At 66.6% G+C, this 13,177-nt stretch carries 10 protein-coding genes and 1 pseudogene; 6 read left to right on the top strand and 5 right to left on the bottom strand.

Features of this window, described 5'->3' with window-relative positions; translation table 11 throughout:
- Positions 1 to 13: 13 nt before the first annotated feature.
- From N0K08_RS15725 to N0K08_RS15710, 4 genes and pseudogenes are all read right to left on the bottom strand, one after another.
- Complete coding sequence (locus N0K08_RS15725; RefSeq protein WP_261501333.1) at positions 14 to 760, bottom strand: amino acid ABC transporter ATP-binding protein; 747 nt, start codon at positions 758 to 760, stop codon at positions 14 to 16.
- Entirely contained in the window at positions 757 to 1,464 is a 708-nt protein-coding gene (locus N0K08_RS15720; RefSeq protein WP_261501332.1) for an amino acid ABC transporter permease, read from the bottom strand. Before N0K08_RS15720 ends, N0K08_RS15725 begins: the two co-directional genes overlap by 4 nt.
- 9 nt (positions 1,465 to 1,473) lie before the next feature.
- Positions 1,474 to 2,169, bottom strand: coding sequence for an amino acid ABC transporter permease (locus tag N0K08_RS15715; RefSeq protein ID WP_261501331.1), 696 nt, complete (start codon positions 2,167 to 2,169; stop codon positions 1,474 to 1,476).
- Positions 2,170 to 2,287: 118 nt separating this feature from the next.
- Positions 2,288 to 3,127, bottom strand: a pseudogene (locus N0K08_RS15710) (ABC transporter substrate-binding protein).
- 237 nt (positions 3,128 to 3,364) lie between these two features.
- Here N0K08_RS15710 and N0K08_RS15705 point away from each other — a divergent pair.
- Complete coding sequence (locus tag N0K08_RS15705) at positions 3,365 to 4,696, top strand: HD-GYP domain-containing protein (RefSeq protein ID WP_261501330.1); 1,332 nt, start codon at positions 3,365 to 3,367, stop codon at positions 4,694 to 4,696.
- A 12-nt stretch (positions 4,697 to 4,708) separates the two neighbouring features.
- On the opposite strand, the gene N0K08_RS15700 is transcribed toward N0K08_RS15705, so the two are convergent.
- Positions 4,709 to 6,898, bottom strand: coding sequence for an AsmA family protein (locus N0K08_RS15700; RefSeq protein ID WP_261501329.1), 2,190 nt, complete (start codon positions 6,896 to 6,898; stop codon positions 4,709 to 4,711).
- 183 nt (positions 6,899 to 7,081) lie between these two features.
- Between N0K08_RS15700 and N0K08_RS15695 the strand changes: the two genes are divergently transcribed.
- From N0K08_RS15695 to N0K08_RS15675, 5 genes are all read left to right on the top strand, one after another.
- Entirely contained in the window at positions 7,082 to 8,002 is a 921-nt protein-coding gene (locus N0K08_RS15695) for a pseudouridine synthase (protein WP_261501328.1), read from the top strand.
- Between the two features lie 213 nt (positions 8,003 to 8,215).
- Complete coding sequence (locus N0K08_RS15690; protein WP_261501327.1) at positions 8,216 to 8,764, top strand: TetR/AcrR family transcriptional regulator; 549 nt, start codon at positions 8,216 to 8,218, stop codon at positions 8,762 to 8,764.
- A 57-nt stretch (positions 8,765 to 8,821) separates the two neighbouring features.
- Positions 8,822 to 10,528 (top strand): MFS transporter, encoded by a 1,707-nt coding sequence (locus tag N0K08_RS15685; RefSeq protein WP_261501326.1) that lies wholly within the window; start codon positions 8,822 to 8,824, stop codon positions 10,526 to 10,528.
- Positions 10,529 to 10,584: 56 nt separating this feature from the next.
- The gene (locus N0K08_RS15680; RefSeq protein ID WP_261501325.1) at positions 10,585 to 11,736 is read left to right on the top strand and encodes an HlyD family secretion protein; all 1,152 of its coding nucleotides are present in this window, start codon (positions 10,585 to 10,587) and stop codon (positions 11,734 to 11,736) included.
- Positions 11,733 to 13,166, top strand: coding sequence for an efflux transporter outer membrane subunit (locus N0K08_RS15675; protein ID WP_261501324.1), 1,434 nt, complete (start codon positions 11,733 to 11,735; stop codon positions 13,164 to 13,166). The genes N0K08_RS15680 and N0K08_RS15675 overlap by 4 nt, the downstream gene beginning before the upstream one ends.
- The last annotated feature ends 11 nt before the right edge of the window (positions 13,167 to 13,177 follow it).

Here is a 13,177-nt window from a genome sequence, read left to right as displayed (position 1 = left end):
AGGAAGAGGGCGCCTACGCGGCCGGCCGGTCGAACGGCGAGCGGATATCGGCCAGGAATTTCTGCGTGCGCGGGTGCTGCGGGCGGTTGAAGAACTGCTCGGGCGTCGCACGTTCGACCACGGCGCCCTGGTCCATGAAGATCACGCGGTCGGCGACTTCACGTGCAAAGCCCATTTCATGGGTCACGCAGACCATGGTCATGCCGTCCTTGGCCAGGTCGCGCATCACCAGCAGCACTTCGCCGACCATTTCCGGGTCGAGGGCGCTGGTGGGCTCGTCGAACAGCATCAGCGGCGGCTGCATGGTCAGCGCGCGCGCGATGGCCACGCGCTGCTGCTGCCCGCCCGACAGCGCATTGGGCAGGGCCTGGGCCTTGTGCGCCAGGCCCACGCGGTCGAGCAGGGCCATGGCGCGCTCCTGCGCGTCGCGCGCGCTGAGCTTGCCCAGCTGCACCGCCGCCAGCGTGCAGTTGGCGAGCACCGTCAGGTGCGGGAACAGGTTGAACTGCTGGAACACGAAGCCAATGCCCGAGCGCAGCACGTTGACGTCGACGTCGCGGTCATGGATGTTCTTGCCGTCCAGCAGGATCTCGCCCGATTGAATGGGTTCGAGCCGGTTGAGCGTGCGGATCAGCGTGGACTTGCCCGAGCCCGAAGGCCCGCAGACCACGACCACTTCGCCGGTTGCGATGGTCTCGCTGACATTGACCAGGGCGTGGTAGTCGCCGTACCACTTGTTGACGTTGCGCAGATCGATCATGCGGAAGTTCTCGAAAGGGGGCGCATGCCGCGGCGCGCGAGCCAGCCTTCAAGCCAGTAGGCAAAGCGCGACAGGCCGAAGCACAGCACAAAATAGGTCAGGCCCAGGATCACGAAGACCTGCGTGGGCTTGTTGAAGACGATGGAGTTGATCTGGGTGGCGATGAAGGTGACTTCGGACAGGCCGATGATGTAGCCCAGCGACGTCGCCTTGATGGTCGAGATGAACTGGTTGACCAGCGAGGGCAGGCTGGTGCGCAGGGCCTGCGGCAGGATCACGCGGCGCATCGCGGCCAGATAAGGCAGACCTAGGGCGCGCGCGCACTCCATCTGTCCCTTGGGCAGGCCCTGGATGCCGGCGCGCACGATCTCGGCCAGGTAGGCGGCGTCGAACACCACCAGCGCGATCAGCATGGTCCAGAACTGGTCGGTCTTGTGGCCGGTGATGCTGGGCAGGAAGAAATAGGCCCAGAACACCACCATCAGCAGCGGCGTGCCGCGTACCAGATAGACCAGCGCCGTCACCGGCCAGCGCAGCCAGCGCCAGGGCGAGACCCGGGCCAGGCCGAAGGCAATGCCCAGCGGCAAGGCCAGCACCAGCGCGCAGCTGGCGAGGATCAGCGTCATCGCCAGGCCGCCCAGCGGACCGTTGGGGTATTGGCCGATGAGAAAGTACAGCCAGTAGGTTTGGATCAGTTCCAGCATCTGCGCCTCTTACATCGTGCGCACCGGGAAGCGGTGCTGGAACCAGGCGGCGAGCCCGGTGATGGCGAGCGACAGGCTCAGGTAGGCGAGGCTGGCGAAGCCAAAAGCTTCGAAGCTGCGGAAAGTGTCGCTTTCCATCTGCGCGGCCTGGTACATCATTTCGGCGGCGCCGATGACGGTGGCGATGGACGTGTTCTTCCACAGGTTGAGGGTCTGGGAAATCAGCGGCGGCACGGTGGCGCGCAGCGCCTGCGGCAGGATCACATGGCGCATGGTCGGCAAGAAGCCCAGGCCCAGCGCGCGGCCGGCTTCCATCTGCACGGCGGGAATGGCGCGGATGCCGCTGCGGATGTCCTCGGCCATGTAGGCCGCCGTATAGGTCACCAGCGCCATGACGGCGCAGATCGCTTCGACCGGGCCAGCGTAAAGCCACTCGCGCGCGGCTTCTGGCAGCAGCTCGGGGGCGGCGAAATACCAGAACAGCATGTGGGCCAGCAGCGGAATGCTGCGCACCACTTCGACATAGGTCGCGGCCAGTGCGCGCAGCGGCGCCGACGGCGACATGCGCATCAGCGCCACCACGATGGCCAGCGGCAGCGACAGCAGCAGCGAGAAGGCCAGCAACTGCAGCGACAGCCGCAGCCCGGCCAGCAGCATGTCGTGGTACTGGCCCGACAGGATCAGGCTGAAATCAAAAGAGGGCATGGCGAAGCAGGAGAGAGGGCGCGTTCACGGCAGGCAGGGCCGCGCGCGAACACGCAGCCATGCCGACCATGCGACCCCAAGGCGTGTTGCTCACAGGTCAGCTGGGCGGTCGCCGGGCTCAACGCTCGGCGAACTTGAAATGGCGCTGGCTGTAGGCGTGGCGGGTCTGGGGGCCGTACCACTGGAAGAAGATCTTCTCGGCCTGGCCCGAGCTTTCGAGTTGGTTCAGCGCCTGGTTGACGGCCGCCTTGAGCGCGGTTTCGTTCTTCTTGAGGCCGATGGCGACGATGGTGGTGCTGACGTTCTGCGGCACCAGTTGCAGCTGCTCGCCGGCCTTGCCCGACTTGGCCACGGCATCGACCAGCGCGGCTTCGTCATCGATATAGCCCACGCCCTTGCCCTGCAGCAGTGCCTGGAAGGCCTGGGGGGCCTGCTCGAACGTCACGACCTAGGCGCTGGGCACGGCCTTCTTGATGTTGGCTTCCTGCGTGCCGCCCTTGACGGTCACGATGCGCTTGCCAGCCAGTTGTTCCAGCGTGCTGATGCTGCTGCTCTTCTTGACCAGGACTTTCTGGCCGGTGACGAAGGTCGGGACGGAGAAGTCGATCTGTTCCTGGCGCTCGGGCGTCTTGGCCAGCGCGGCGGCCAGCAGGTCGACATGGCCTTGCTGCAGCTCGGGAATGCGCGCAGCCACGGCCAGTTGCTTGATCACCGGCTTGACGCCCAGGGCCTTGGCCACCGCGCGGCCGATGTCGACTTCGTAGCCCACGATTTCGCGCGTGGCCGGATCGATGAAGCTGTAGGGCTCGGCGGTGCCGAGCACGCCTATCACCAGCTCGCCTTTTTTCTGGATATCCGCCAGCTGGTCAGCCCAGGCCGTGGAGGCGGTGAAGGCCAGCGCGGCCAATGCGCCCACGGTAAGCGTGGTACGGGAGCGAAGCAGAAAGGCGAGTGTCATGGGCGTATGGGATTCGAAGAAAGTGTCTGGTGGCAAGGCTTGCACGCCTGAAGCGGGCGAAGGCCGGCCGGCGATGGAGCCGTCAGCCTGCGGGTTTGATCTTAGGTTTAAAACTTTTTTTCATTAAATAGAGATTCTTTATAAGTAAATGCTGATTCGTAAGACCGCTGGGGCGGGCTTTGCGCAAGATCCTGGCGAGGCCGTACATTTGAGGGCTATCCCAACACAGTAGAACGAATGTCAATAAGTGCTCTCCCAGGCCAGGACGATCTGCGCGACAGCGTGCATTTCCTGCGCGCGATTACGCAGCTGGCCGAACAGGACAATGTCATTACCCACAGCCCCATCTACACCGACAAAGGCATCAAGCTGGTCGAAAGCGGGGCGCGCATCGACAGCCGCCTGTATGACCGCCTGGTGCAGGCTCCGCTGCGTGAGGCCATTGATCACCATTTGATGGTGGACAACATGGTCTGCGTGCAATCCATCGAGGCCGAGGCCCTGGTGCAATGCGAGACCATTCCGCTGATCCGGCGCCTGGCCCAGGCGCTGGGAGGCGTGGACCGGCTGCTGGCGCCGCTGCGCTTTGTGCCTCTGCCCATGCCCATCGCCTTCAAGCTCACGCTGATGCGCGAGCAGCGCGCCGAACTCTACAGCCACAGCCTGCAGATGATGCTGGTGGCGCTGTACCTGGCCCAGGAGTCCGGCTGGACCGAGCGCGAATGTGTTCCCCTGGCCGTGGCCGGGCTGCTGCACGACATCGGCATGCTGTACATGCCGCCGGCCTGGACCGATTCGCGCCACAAGCTCACCACGGACGAGCGCAAACAGCTGGTCGCGCATTCGGTGACGGCGGCCTACGTGCTGCGCGAACACAAGGTGTACCCGCGTGCGGTGGTGCTCGCGGTGCTGGAGCACCACGAGTGCATGGACGGCAGCGGCTATCCGCGCGGCCTCTCGGGCGAGAAGATTTCACCCATGGGCCAGATCCTGATACTGGCCGAAGTGGTCTCGGCCTTTCATGAAAAATATGCCGACATGCCCGGCCCGCGCCTGTCGCTGATGCTGCGCATGAATCACCGCCGCTACCCGACGGAGCTGGTGCAGAAAATCCTGCCCTTGCTGGCCAGCGAGGCTGGATCCGGCCTGGAGATGGAGCCCCTGGTCGCCGAGGCGCATTCCACGGGCGCGCGCCTGGGCGAAAGTTTTGCGCTGTGGGATGGATTGCGGGCGGGCTTGCCGGCGCCGGAGCCAGGACCGGTCCAGCCTTTGGACCGCGCCGTCGAATGGCTGGATGCGCGGCTCAAAGCCCTGCAAAAGGAGCTGGCTCAGGCGGGGTCGCATCCACAGCAACTGGCCGACCTGCTGGGCTATTTGCGCGGCGATGTGAACGGCATGGCCGAACTGGTGCTGCTGCACCGCGAAGCCTTGTGGCAGCTGGACACCATCATGCAGGACTGCCTGCGCCGCTGGCCGCAACTGCAGGAGCGCACCGGGCCGGTGGAAAATGCGCTGGCCGATTGGTGCGAAGCCTGCGCCCGCGCAGGGCAGGCCGACGCGGCTGACTGAAGTCGTGCCCGCCTACTTCCGCTTGGCACCTTGCGGGCCGGCGCGAACGGCGGCCTGACCCTGGGCCAGCAGCTGGCTGCAGTGGACGTCGTCTTCGGCGGCCGGCACGGTGATCGGCACCAGCGCCAGGGCCAAAGGCGCGGCCGCTGCCGCCGCCACGGCGGCGCCCGCGCGCAGCAGCAAGGGCCCGGTTTCCAGGCCCACCTTGGGCTGGGAGAAACTGCCGCGCACATACAGCGGTGTGCGCAGCGAGAAAAACTTCCATTTCAGTGATTCGGGCTTGATGCGCAGATCCAGCAGTTCGCGCGACAGGTCGATGCTGCCCGTGGCCTCGACATTGGCTTCGGGGGTGGCGAGCTTCACGACCCGGGTTTGCGCCAGGCCCTGGCGCACCGAAAAATCGGCCACGGCGCAGCGCAATTGCACTTCCGTGTCGTCGCCGAACAGCTTGGCGACGATGACGGAGCCGACGTTGAGCGCGGCGAGATTGAGCAGTTCCCGGCTCAAGGTACCGTTGCGCACATAGAGCCTGAATTCTCCCGAACTCGTGCCCAGCAGCTTGGCGATGGAGTTGCCCTGGCCGCTCAACGCCACGGCGCCATCCATCTGGCCCAGGCTTTTGTCCATCAGCGCTACCTTGGGGAATAGCTCAGAGAGCTTGAGGCCGGCCACCGTGCCCTTGATCTGGGCCTGCAGCGGCGTCTTGAGGCTGTCGAGCACCACAGCGGTGTTGAATCTTCCCTTGGCCACGTCAAAGCGCAGCGGGTCCAGGCGCAGTACGCCGTTTTCCAGCACGGCATGCGCGCTCACGGCGTCGATGGGCAGGCTTTCCGAGCGCACGATGTGCTGGCCTTCGAATTGCAGGTCGAGGTCCATGGCGTTCCAGCGGACTATGTCGAACGGCGCGTCGGGCAGAATCCTGCCGCCCGTGGCCTGGGCTTTTTCCGCTTGGGCCTCGGAGGTGCCGAGCACGGGCGCAAGATCGGCCAGCCGCAATTGCTGCGAGCGCATATTGCCCACCAGCCGCGGCCGGGGTTGGGCCGAGGTATAGGTGAGGTTGCCTTGCAGGTCGCTGCGGCCCACCTTGCCGCGGAAGTCCTCGTACTTCCAGACGGCTTTTTTCGGTGCGAGGCTGCCGACCAGATGGCCGCGCGTTTGAAACGCCGGCGTGTTGGGCAGCACCAGGCCCGTGAGCGGGTAGAGGTCGGCCATGCTCGCGCCCTGGAGCGTGACGTCGAAGTCCAGGCCCGACAAGGACGCGGGGTTGGCCAGGATGCCTTCGACCGTGGCTTTGATGCTGCCTGCGCCGGCCGAGAATTGCAGCGGATAGTCGACTTTCTCGGCACGCAGGCTCAGCACCGGCCCGGCCTTGCCATGGCCCGTGACCTGGGCCTTGCCATAGCGGCCCGTGAGCGCAAAGCCCAGGCCGTAGGGGCTGTCCGCGGGAGCGTCGGTCAGCGTCGCCAGGCGTGCACGCACGGAAAGGTCGGTCACGCCATCGACGTAGCCCAGCCAGCCGTGCAGGATTTGCAGCTGGCCTACCTCGAACTGCCAGGGCAGGCCTTGGGGCTGCGGGCGCTCGAAATGCCAGTTGCTGCTGCCGTCCTTGCGTCGGGCGAAAACGATGTCCGGCTCTTCGAGTACCAGGGTATCGATTTGCAGCTGGCGCGCGAGCAGCGGCCACAGGCGCAGCGAGGCACTGGCGCGCGCAATGCTGCCCATGGTCTGCGGATCGCGGGCGGATGGCTCGGTCGGGGCCGCCTTGGCATGGTCTTGGGCGCGCGCTGTCTCCAGCGCCTTGCGCGCGGGCAAGGCGGGCAGTCCGGTGGCCGGGCGCTGCGGGGCTTCGGGCGTGCTGAAGTCCACGGGATTGCCCAGTGCCAGCTGTTCGGCGGTGAGCGTCACGCCGGGCACCCAATGCCGCCAGCCGGTGTCCAGCGGCTGCGGCCATTGCCATTGCGCGGTCAGCGGCCCGGCAATGGAAAAACTGCGGCCCGTGGCTTCGCTCACTTGTTGTTCGACCCAGGGTTTGGCGCGGTTCAGGTCGGCATAGACGATCAGCAGCACGGCAGCGACCAGCAATGCCAGCAGCAGCACGGCAAGGCCGCCAAGCCAGCGCAGCAGCCGGACCCGGCCGGAAGGCGAGGCTTGAGGGGTTGCGCTGGAGGCAGTGGCAGTGGAAGAGGAGAGGGGTGGGGTCATTACAGGTGGGTGGGCCGGGCCGGCAGAAACCAGGCGTTGGCGGCCAAAGACGGCTGCTGTCTGCATCCTAGCCCTCCCGGCGGCCTAACCCAAGGTTTGGGGCCAGGCTCGGGCCATTGGCTTACAGGCACAGGCCTGTGGCGGGCCAGTGGCCCAGCCCGGCTGCCCTAAAATGGCGCCGCCATGCACAACCCGCACGATCCCAAAGTTCTGCCCCTGCGCAATGGGGTCGCTCCCAGCTGCATTGTCTTGCCCCACCAGGGCGAAGGCAGCATGCTGGATTTTCTGGCCCAGCGCCTGCCCGCTGTTTCGCGTGCCGCCTGGCAGGCGCGCATGCTGGCGCGCGAAGTCGTCGACGAGCACGGCCAGGTCGCAACCCCGGAGCGGCCGCTGGTGCCGGGCCTGCGCCTGTACTACTACCGCACGCTGGACAACGAGACGCCGATACCGTTCCAGGCCCAGGTGCTGTTCCGTGACGAGCACCTGCTGGTCGCCGACAAGCCCCATTTTCTGCCCGTGGTGCCGGCCGGGAGTTACCTGCAAAACAGCCTGCTGGTCAGGCTCAAGCGGGAGTTCGATCTGCCCGAGCTGTCGCCCATCCACCGCATCGACCGCGAGACCGCGGGCCTGGTGCTGTTTTCGGTGCAGCGCGCCACGCGCGGCCTCTACCAGGGCATGTTCCGCGACCGCGTGATTACCAAGACCTACGAGGCCGTCGCTCCCTGGAATGCATCACTGGAATTTCCGCGCGAGCATGCGAGCCGCATGGAGGAAAGCGGGCACTTCTTTCGCATGCACGAAGTGGCGGGCGAGCCCAACAGCTTCACGCGCATGGAAGTGCTGGAGCGCGCCGGCGACTGGGCGCGCTACCGCCTGTCGCCCGTGAGCGGCAAGCGCCACCAGTTGCGCGTGCACATGGCGGCGTTGGGCCTGCCACTGGTCGGCGACACCTTGTACCCCGAGGTCAACGACGCGCCCGAGGGCGATTTCTCGAACCCGCTGCAACTGCTGGCGCGCTCGCTGGCCTTTGACGATCCACGCACGGGCGAACGCCGCACTTTTGAAAGCCGGCGCAGGCTGATAGGCCCCCCCCTGAGCCGCTAACGCGGCTTCCCCCTGAGGGGGACGACACCGTCGCTGCGGGGCGGCCCTTGCTCGGTGTCCCCTTGCTGGGGCGCGCCAGTTTCATAGGTGGTGAATGTCGTGCGCCCATAGATCACTGAGCCTCTGTAGGTGGTTGCCGTGGATACCCATGCCGTTTTCAGGGCGGCATTTTTTGGCTGAGAAAACGGACAAAATTGTCCGATAATCGTTGGCATGTCCACCAAACGTCCCGATGCCGCCACCCGCCGTGCCCAGTTGCTGGACGCGGCCGATGCGGTTTTTGCTGCCCATGGCGTGACCGCGCCGCTGGAACTGGTGGTGGCGCAGGCCGGCGTCGGGCGCGCCACGCTGTACCGGCAATTCCCCGATCGCAGCGCCATCATGCTGGCGCTGCTCGAGCGCTCGCTGCAACAGACGCAGGAGGTTGCGGATCAGCTGGAGGACGACGACGAGGCGTTTTTCAAGCTGCTGCAGCGCGTGGCCGAGCGCATTGCGGTTTCCCCACCTTTCGTCGATTATTGGCGGACCGTGGAGCGGGGGGATGAAATCATGGCTTTGGCGCGCAACCGTCTGTGGCAGGTTTTTCAAGCACCCATGCAGCGCGCCGTGGAGGCCGGGCTGTGCAGTGCGGCCTTGTCGCGCAGCGATCTGCTGCTGGTGTTCGGCATGTTGGGCGCCTCGCTGCGTGGCGAAACTCCCAGCCAGCGCCAGGCCTTGGCGCGCCGCGCGCTGCACTTCATCCTGGAAGGTCTGCGGGCCTGACGCCGTGGCCGCGCTGCCCCTGTGGCGCGCCGCCCCCGCACATTGAGTCTCCACCCCATGTCCACTGTTTATCTGCGCCGCCCGCCCGACTGGGAAGAGCACGAAAAGCCCGCTTTGCCGGGCTCGCCGGCCATGCCGGTGCACACGCCCGCGCTGCGCGTGGCCTATGCGCTGGTGGCCATGCTGGTGGCCCTGAGCGGCGGGCTGGGCAATGCGCTGCTCAGCGCCAACCTGTCGACCATCCAGGGCCAGATGGGCCTGACCGCCACCGAGGCGGCCTGGCTCACCGGGGCCTATGTGATGATGAACATGACGGCCAACCTGCTGCTGTACAAGTTCCGCCAGCAGTTCGGCATGCGCCTGTTCACCGAAATCGGGCTGGGCCTTTATGCGCTCTTGACGCTGCTGCACCTGGTGCTGGGCAGCTATGAGAGTCTGATCCTGCTGCGTGCGGCCAGCGGTCTGGCCGGCGCCACCTGCGCCACCCTGGGCACGCTGTACATGCTGCAATCCATGCCGCGCCAGCACACCTTGAAGATGCTGGTGATAGGCGTCGGGGTGGGGCAGATCTGCACGCCCCTGGCCTGGGTGATTTCGCCCAGCCTGCTGTTCAATGCGGATTGGCACAACCTCTACCTGTTCGAGGCCGGCCTGGCCTTGCTGGCGTTTGCCGGCGTGGTGCTGGTCAAGCTGCCGCCAGGCGTCTATGTCAAGGTCTTCGAGAAGCTGGATTTCGTCACCTTCTTTCTGATGGTGCCCGGCGTGGGGTTGTTGATTGCCGTGCTGGTGCAGGGCTACAACCTCTGGTGGCTGGACGCGCCGCGCCTGGCCTGGATGCTGATAGGCGCCATCACGCTGCTGACAACGGCCTTGTATATCGAGCACCACCGCGTCAACCCGCTGTTCCAGACCCGCTGGTTCACCCAGGGCGAGACGCTGCGCTTTGTCATTGGCGCCTTGCTGCTCAGATTCCTGACCGTGGAGCAAAGCTATGGCGTGGTCGGACTGCAGCGCACGCTGGGCATGACCATCGACCAGATGCAGCCCTTGTTCGTGGTGATCCTGATCGGCACCGTGGTGGGCATCATCCTGTCGGCGGCCACGTTCGGCCTGCCGCATCTGGGCAAGCAGCTGCTGGCCGCCATCGTGCTGTTTGCCGTCGCGGCGCTGCTCGACTACAACCGCACCAGCCTGGCGCGCCCGCAGGACTTTTTCGTCAGCCAGTTCCTGCTGGCCGTGGGGGCAGGGATGTTCATGGGGCCGCTGATGCTGACCGGCGTGGTGCAGGGGCTGAAGTTCGGGCCCAACTACATGGTGACCTGCATCCTGACCATTTCCATGACCCAGGCCATGGGCGCGCTGGTGGGGGCGGCCACGCTCAGTACCTACCAGACCTACCGCGAACAGGTGTATTCGGTCGGCATCGTGGCCGGGCTGGACCCGACCCGGCCCGTCGTGGCCGAACGCCTCAAGCTGCAGCAGCAACTCTATGCGCGGCAGATCACCGACCCCAGCCTGCGCGCGGCCCAGGGCATGGCGCAGTTGGCGCAAGTCGTGCGGCGTGAAGCCAATGTGCGCGCCTACAACGATGTGTTTGCGCTGACGGCGCTGATCGCCGTGCTGTACCTACTGTGGTCGCTGGCGCTGGCCGGCCATGCGCGCCGGACCGCGGCGCTGCTGAATCAGCAAAGTCTGAAAAGCAGTGACCAGCGCGCCGCCGCTGGCGCGACGGATGCCGGCGCGGGCACCGGCACCGGCCCCTGAGCGCCCGGCATGAACCCCGCCATGTTTGTTTTTGCATTTTTCTACCAAGGCTTTCCATGAGTGATCAGCCCACTTCCTCTTCCCCAGCCACGCCGGCTGCGGCACCTGCAGCATCTGCCGCAGGTCCGTCGCCCAGCCCCAAGACCATCCGGCCTTCATTCGCCGGCGTCATGGTGGCGCTGGTCGTGGCACTGGTCGGCATCGTGCTGGTGCTGCGGGCCTGGAGCCTGTGGCCGTTCAGCAGCGCGGTGATGTCCACCGACAACGCCTATGTGCGCGGCGCAGTGACCATACTCGCGCCCCAGGTCAGCGGTTATGTGACCGACGTGCTGGTCAAGGACTACGAGACCGTCAAGACCGGCCAGCCGCTGGTCAAGATCGACGCACGCAGCTACGAGGCCACGCTGGCCCAGGCCCAGGCGCAGCGCGCCAATGCCCAGGCCTTGCTGGCCAATGCCGTTCAGACCGAAGCGCAAAACCGCGCCAGTCTGTCGGCCAGCCACGCCAGCCTGAGCGCGACGCAGGCCGAGGCCGAGCGCGCCCGTGCCGAACTCCAGCGCGTGGAGGAGCTGGCCCAGCGCGGCTCGGTGTCGCTCAACGAGCGCGACAAGGTCCGCGCCACGGCGCGCCTGGCGGCGAGCAATGTGGCCAAGGCCCAGGCGCAGATCGCCATCGACAGCGAAACCATCAAGGCCACCAATGTGAACCGTGGAGCGCTGCAAGCCCAGGTCGCGATCGCCGATGCGCTGGTGCGCCAGGCGCAGATCAACCTGGACAACACCACCGTGCACGCGCCCAGCGACGGCCAGGTCAGCGAAGTGTCGGTACGCAAGGGGCAGTACGTGGCCGCGGGTTCGCAACTGCTGTACGTGGTGCCGCCGGGCCTGTGGGTGATCGCCAACTTCAAGGAAACCCAGACCGCGAAAATGCAGCTGGGCCAGCCCGTGCGCTTCACCGTTGATGCCTTGGCGGGAGCCGAGCTGCGCGGCAAGGTGCAGGAAATCGCGCCCGCCACGGGCTCGGAATTCAGCGTGCTCAAGGCCGACAATGCCACGGGCAACTTCACCAAGGTGGTGCAGCGCCTGCCGATCAAGATCGCCATCGATCCCGACCAGGATCTGGCCAAGCGTCTGCGCGCCGGCATGTCGGTGGTCGTGCACCTGGACACCCAGGCCGCATCCGCCGCCGACAAGGGAGTGCAACCATGACGGCGCTGCGCACGCCCGCGCTGGTGGCCGTGCTGGCCTGGACGCTGACGGCCTGCGCACCGTTGACCCCGGCCGTGCCGGCCGCGGCCCAGCCGCCCCAGCCCATGCAGTGGCAGGCACCCACGGGCACCGCAGAGACGGCGGCAATCGACGCCCGCTGGTGGCAGGCGCTGGGCGATCCACAGCTGTCGGCTTGGGTGGAGCAGGCCCTGGCGCACAACAACGACGTACTCGCGGCCCGCGCCCGCATCGACGAGGCGCGCGCTCAGATCCAGCTGGCGGGCGCGGCCGGCCGGCCCGTGCTGGACGCCGTGCTGCCTATGTCCTCCGGCCGCAGCCTGGGCAGTACGGGCATGACCCATCTGCGCTCGCTGCAGCCCGGCGTGCAGGCCAGCTGGGAAATCGATCTCTGGGGGCGCCTCGATGCGCTGGGCCGCGCCGCGGATCTGCGTTACCAGGCCAGCCAGGCCGACCGGGACGCCATTGCGCTGAGCGTTGCCTCCACCACGGCCCAGGCCTATGTGGGATTGCTGTCGCTGCAGGCCCAGTTGCGCAGCGCCCAGGCCACGCTGGTCTCGCGTGAGCATGCCTTGCAGCTCGCGGCGGACCAGGCGCGCGTCGGCTACATCTCGCAGCTGCAGCTCACCCAGGCCCAGTCCGAGTACCACAGCGTGCTGCAAAGCATCGAACTGCTGCGGCATTCTCTGGCACGCCAGCGCAATGCCTTGCGCATTCTGGTGGGCTGGGAAGCGCCCGATGGCGCCGCACCGGGCACGGCCGCGCTGCATTGGCCCGGGGAGGGCGCGCCGGACCTGGAGGCGCTGCAACTGCCGCGGCTGCCCGTGGCCTTGCCGTCGCAACTGCTGGAGCGCCGCCCCGACATTGCGCGCGCGCAGTGGCAGCTGGCCGCGGCCGATCAAAGCCTGGCCGCCCAGCGCGCGGCTTTCCTGCCGCAAGTACGGCTGAGCGCCAGCGCGGGCAGTCTGTTGATCAATGCATTGGATTACAACCCGGCCACGGTCTGGAGCCTGGGCGGCAGCGTGCTCGCGCCGTTGTTCGATGCCGGGCGTCTAAAAGCCCAGTTTGGCGTGTCGGTGGCGCAACGCGACCAGGCCGCCTATGCCTACCGCGGCGTGGTCATTCAGGCCCTGGCCGAGGTGGAAAACGCCTTGGCGGGAAGCCAGCTGCTGCAGACCCAGATGGCACAGGCGCGGGAGCGCCAGCAGGTGCTGCAACGTTCCCTGGGCTTTGCCCACGACCGCTACCAGGCGGGCTATGCCTCCTACCTCGAAGAGCTGGACGCGCAGCGCAATCTTTTTGCGGTACAGCAGGAAGTCATCCGCCTGCGCCAGTCGCAGCTGGACAACGTGATTGCCTTGTACCAGGCGCTGGGCGGCGGCTGGCAGGCGGGTGGCGGCCAAGGTCTGTGAGTGGGCCCAGG

Source organism: Acidovorax bellezanensis, from assembly GCF_025421555.1.
GTDB lineage: Bacteria > Pseudomonadota > Gammaproteobacteria > Burkholderiales > Burkholderiaceae_C > Comamonas > Comamonas bellezanensis.
The sequence above is the reverse complement of the archived record's forward strand: the minus strand, read 5'-3'. Positions and strand labels throughout refer to the sequence as shown.

What these genes read in the sequence shown, in the direction of transcription:
- N0K08_RS15675 (WP_261501324.1), top strand. Translation starts at nt 11,733, where the DNA reads ATGACGGCGCTGCGCACGCCCGCGCTGGTGGCCGTGCTGGCCTGGACG.
- N0K08_RS15695 (WP_261501328.1), top strand. Translation starts at nt 7,082, where the DNA reads ATGCACAACCCGCACGATCCCAAAGTTCTGCCCCTGCGCAATGGGGTC.
- N0K08_RS15690 (WP_261501327.1), top strand. Translation starts at nt 8,216, where the DNA reads ATGTCCACCAAACGTCCCGATGCCGCCACCCGCCGTGCCCAGTTGCTG.
- N0K08_RS15725 (WP_261501333.1), bottom strand. Translation starts at nt 760, where the DNA reads ATGATCGATCTGCGCAACGTCAACAAGTGGTACGGCGACTACCACGCC.
- N0K08_RS15680 (WP_261501325.1), top strand. Translation starts at nt 10,585, where the DNA reads ATGAGTGATCAGCCCACTTCCTCTTCCCCAGCCACGCCGGCTGCGGCA.
- N0K08_RS15700 (WP_261501329.1), bottom strand. Translation starts at nt 6,898, where the DNA reads ATGACCCCACCCCTCTCCTCTTCCACTGCCACTGCCTCCAGCGCAACC.
- N0K08_RS15705 (WP_261501330.1), top strand. Translation starts at nt 3,365, where the DNA reads ATGTCAATAAGTGCTCTCCCAGGCCAGGACGATCTGCGCGACAGCGTG.
- N0K08_RS15685 (WP_261501326.1), top strand. Translation starts at nt 8,822, where the DNA reads ATGTCCACTGTTTATCTGCGCCGCCCGCCCGACTGGGAAGAGCACGAA.
- N0K08_RS15720 (WP_261501332.1), bottom strand. Translation starts at nt 1,464, where the DNA reads ATGCTGGAACTGATCCAAACCTACTGGCTGTACTTTCTCATCGGCCAA.
- N0K08_RS15715 (WP_261501331.1), bottom strand. Translation starts at nt 2,169, where the DNA reads ATGCCCTCTTTTGATTTCAGCCTGATCCTGTCGGGCCAGTACCACGAC.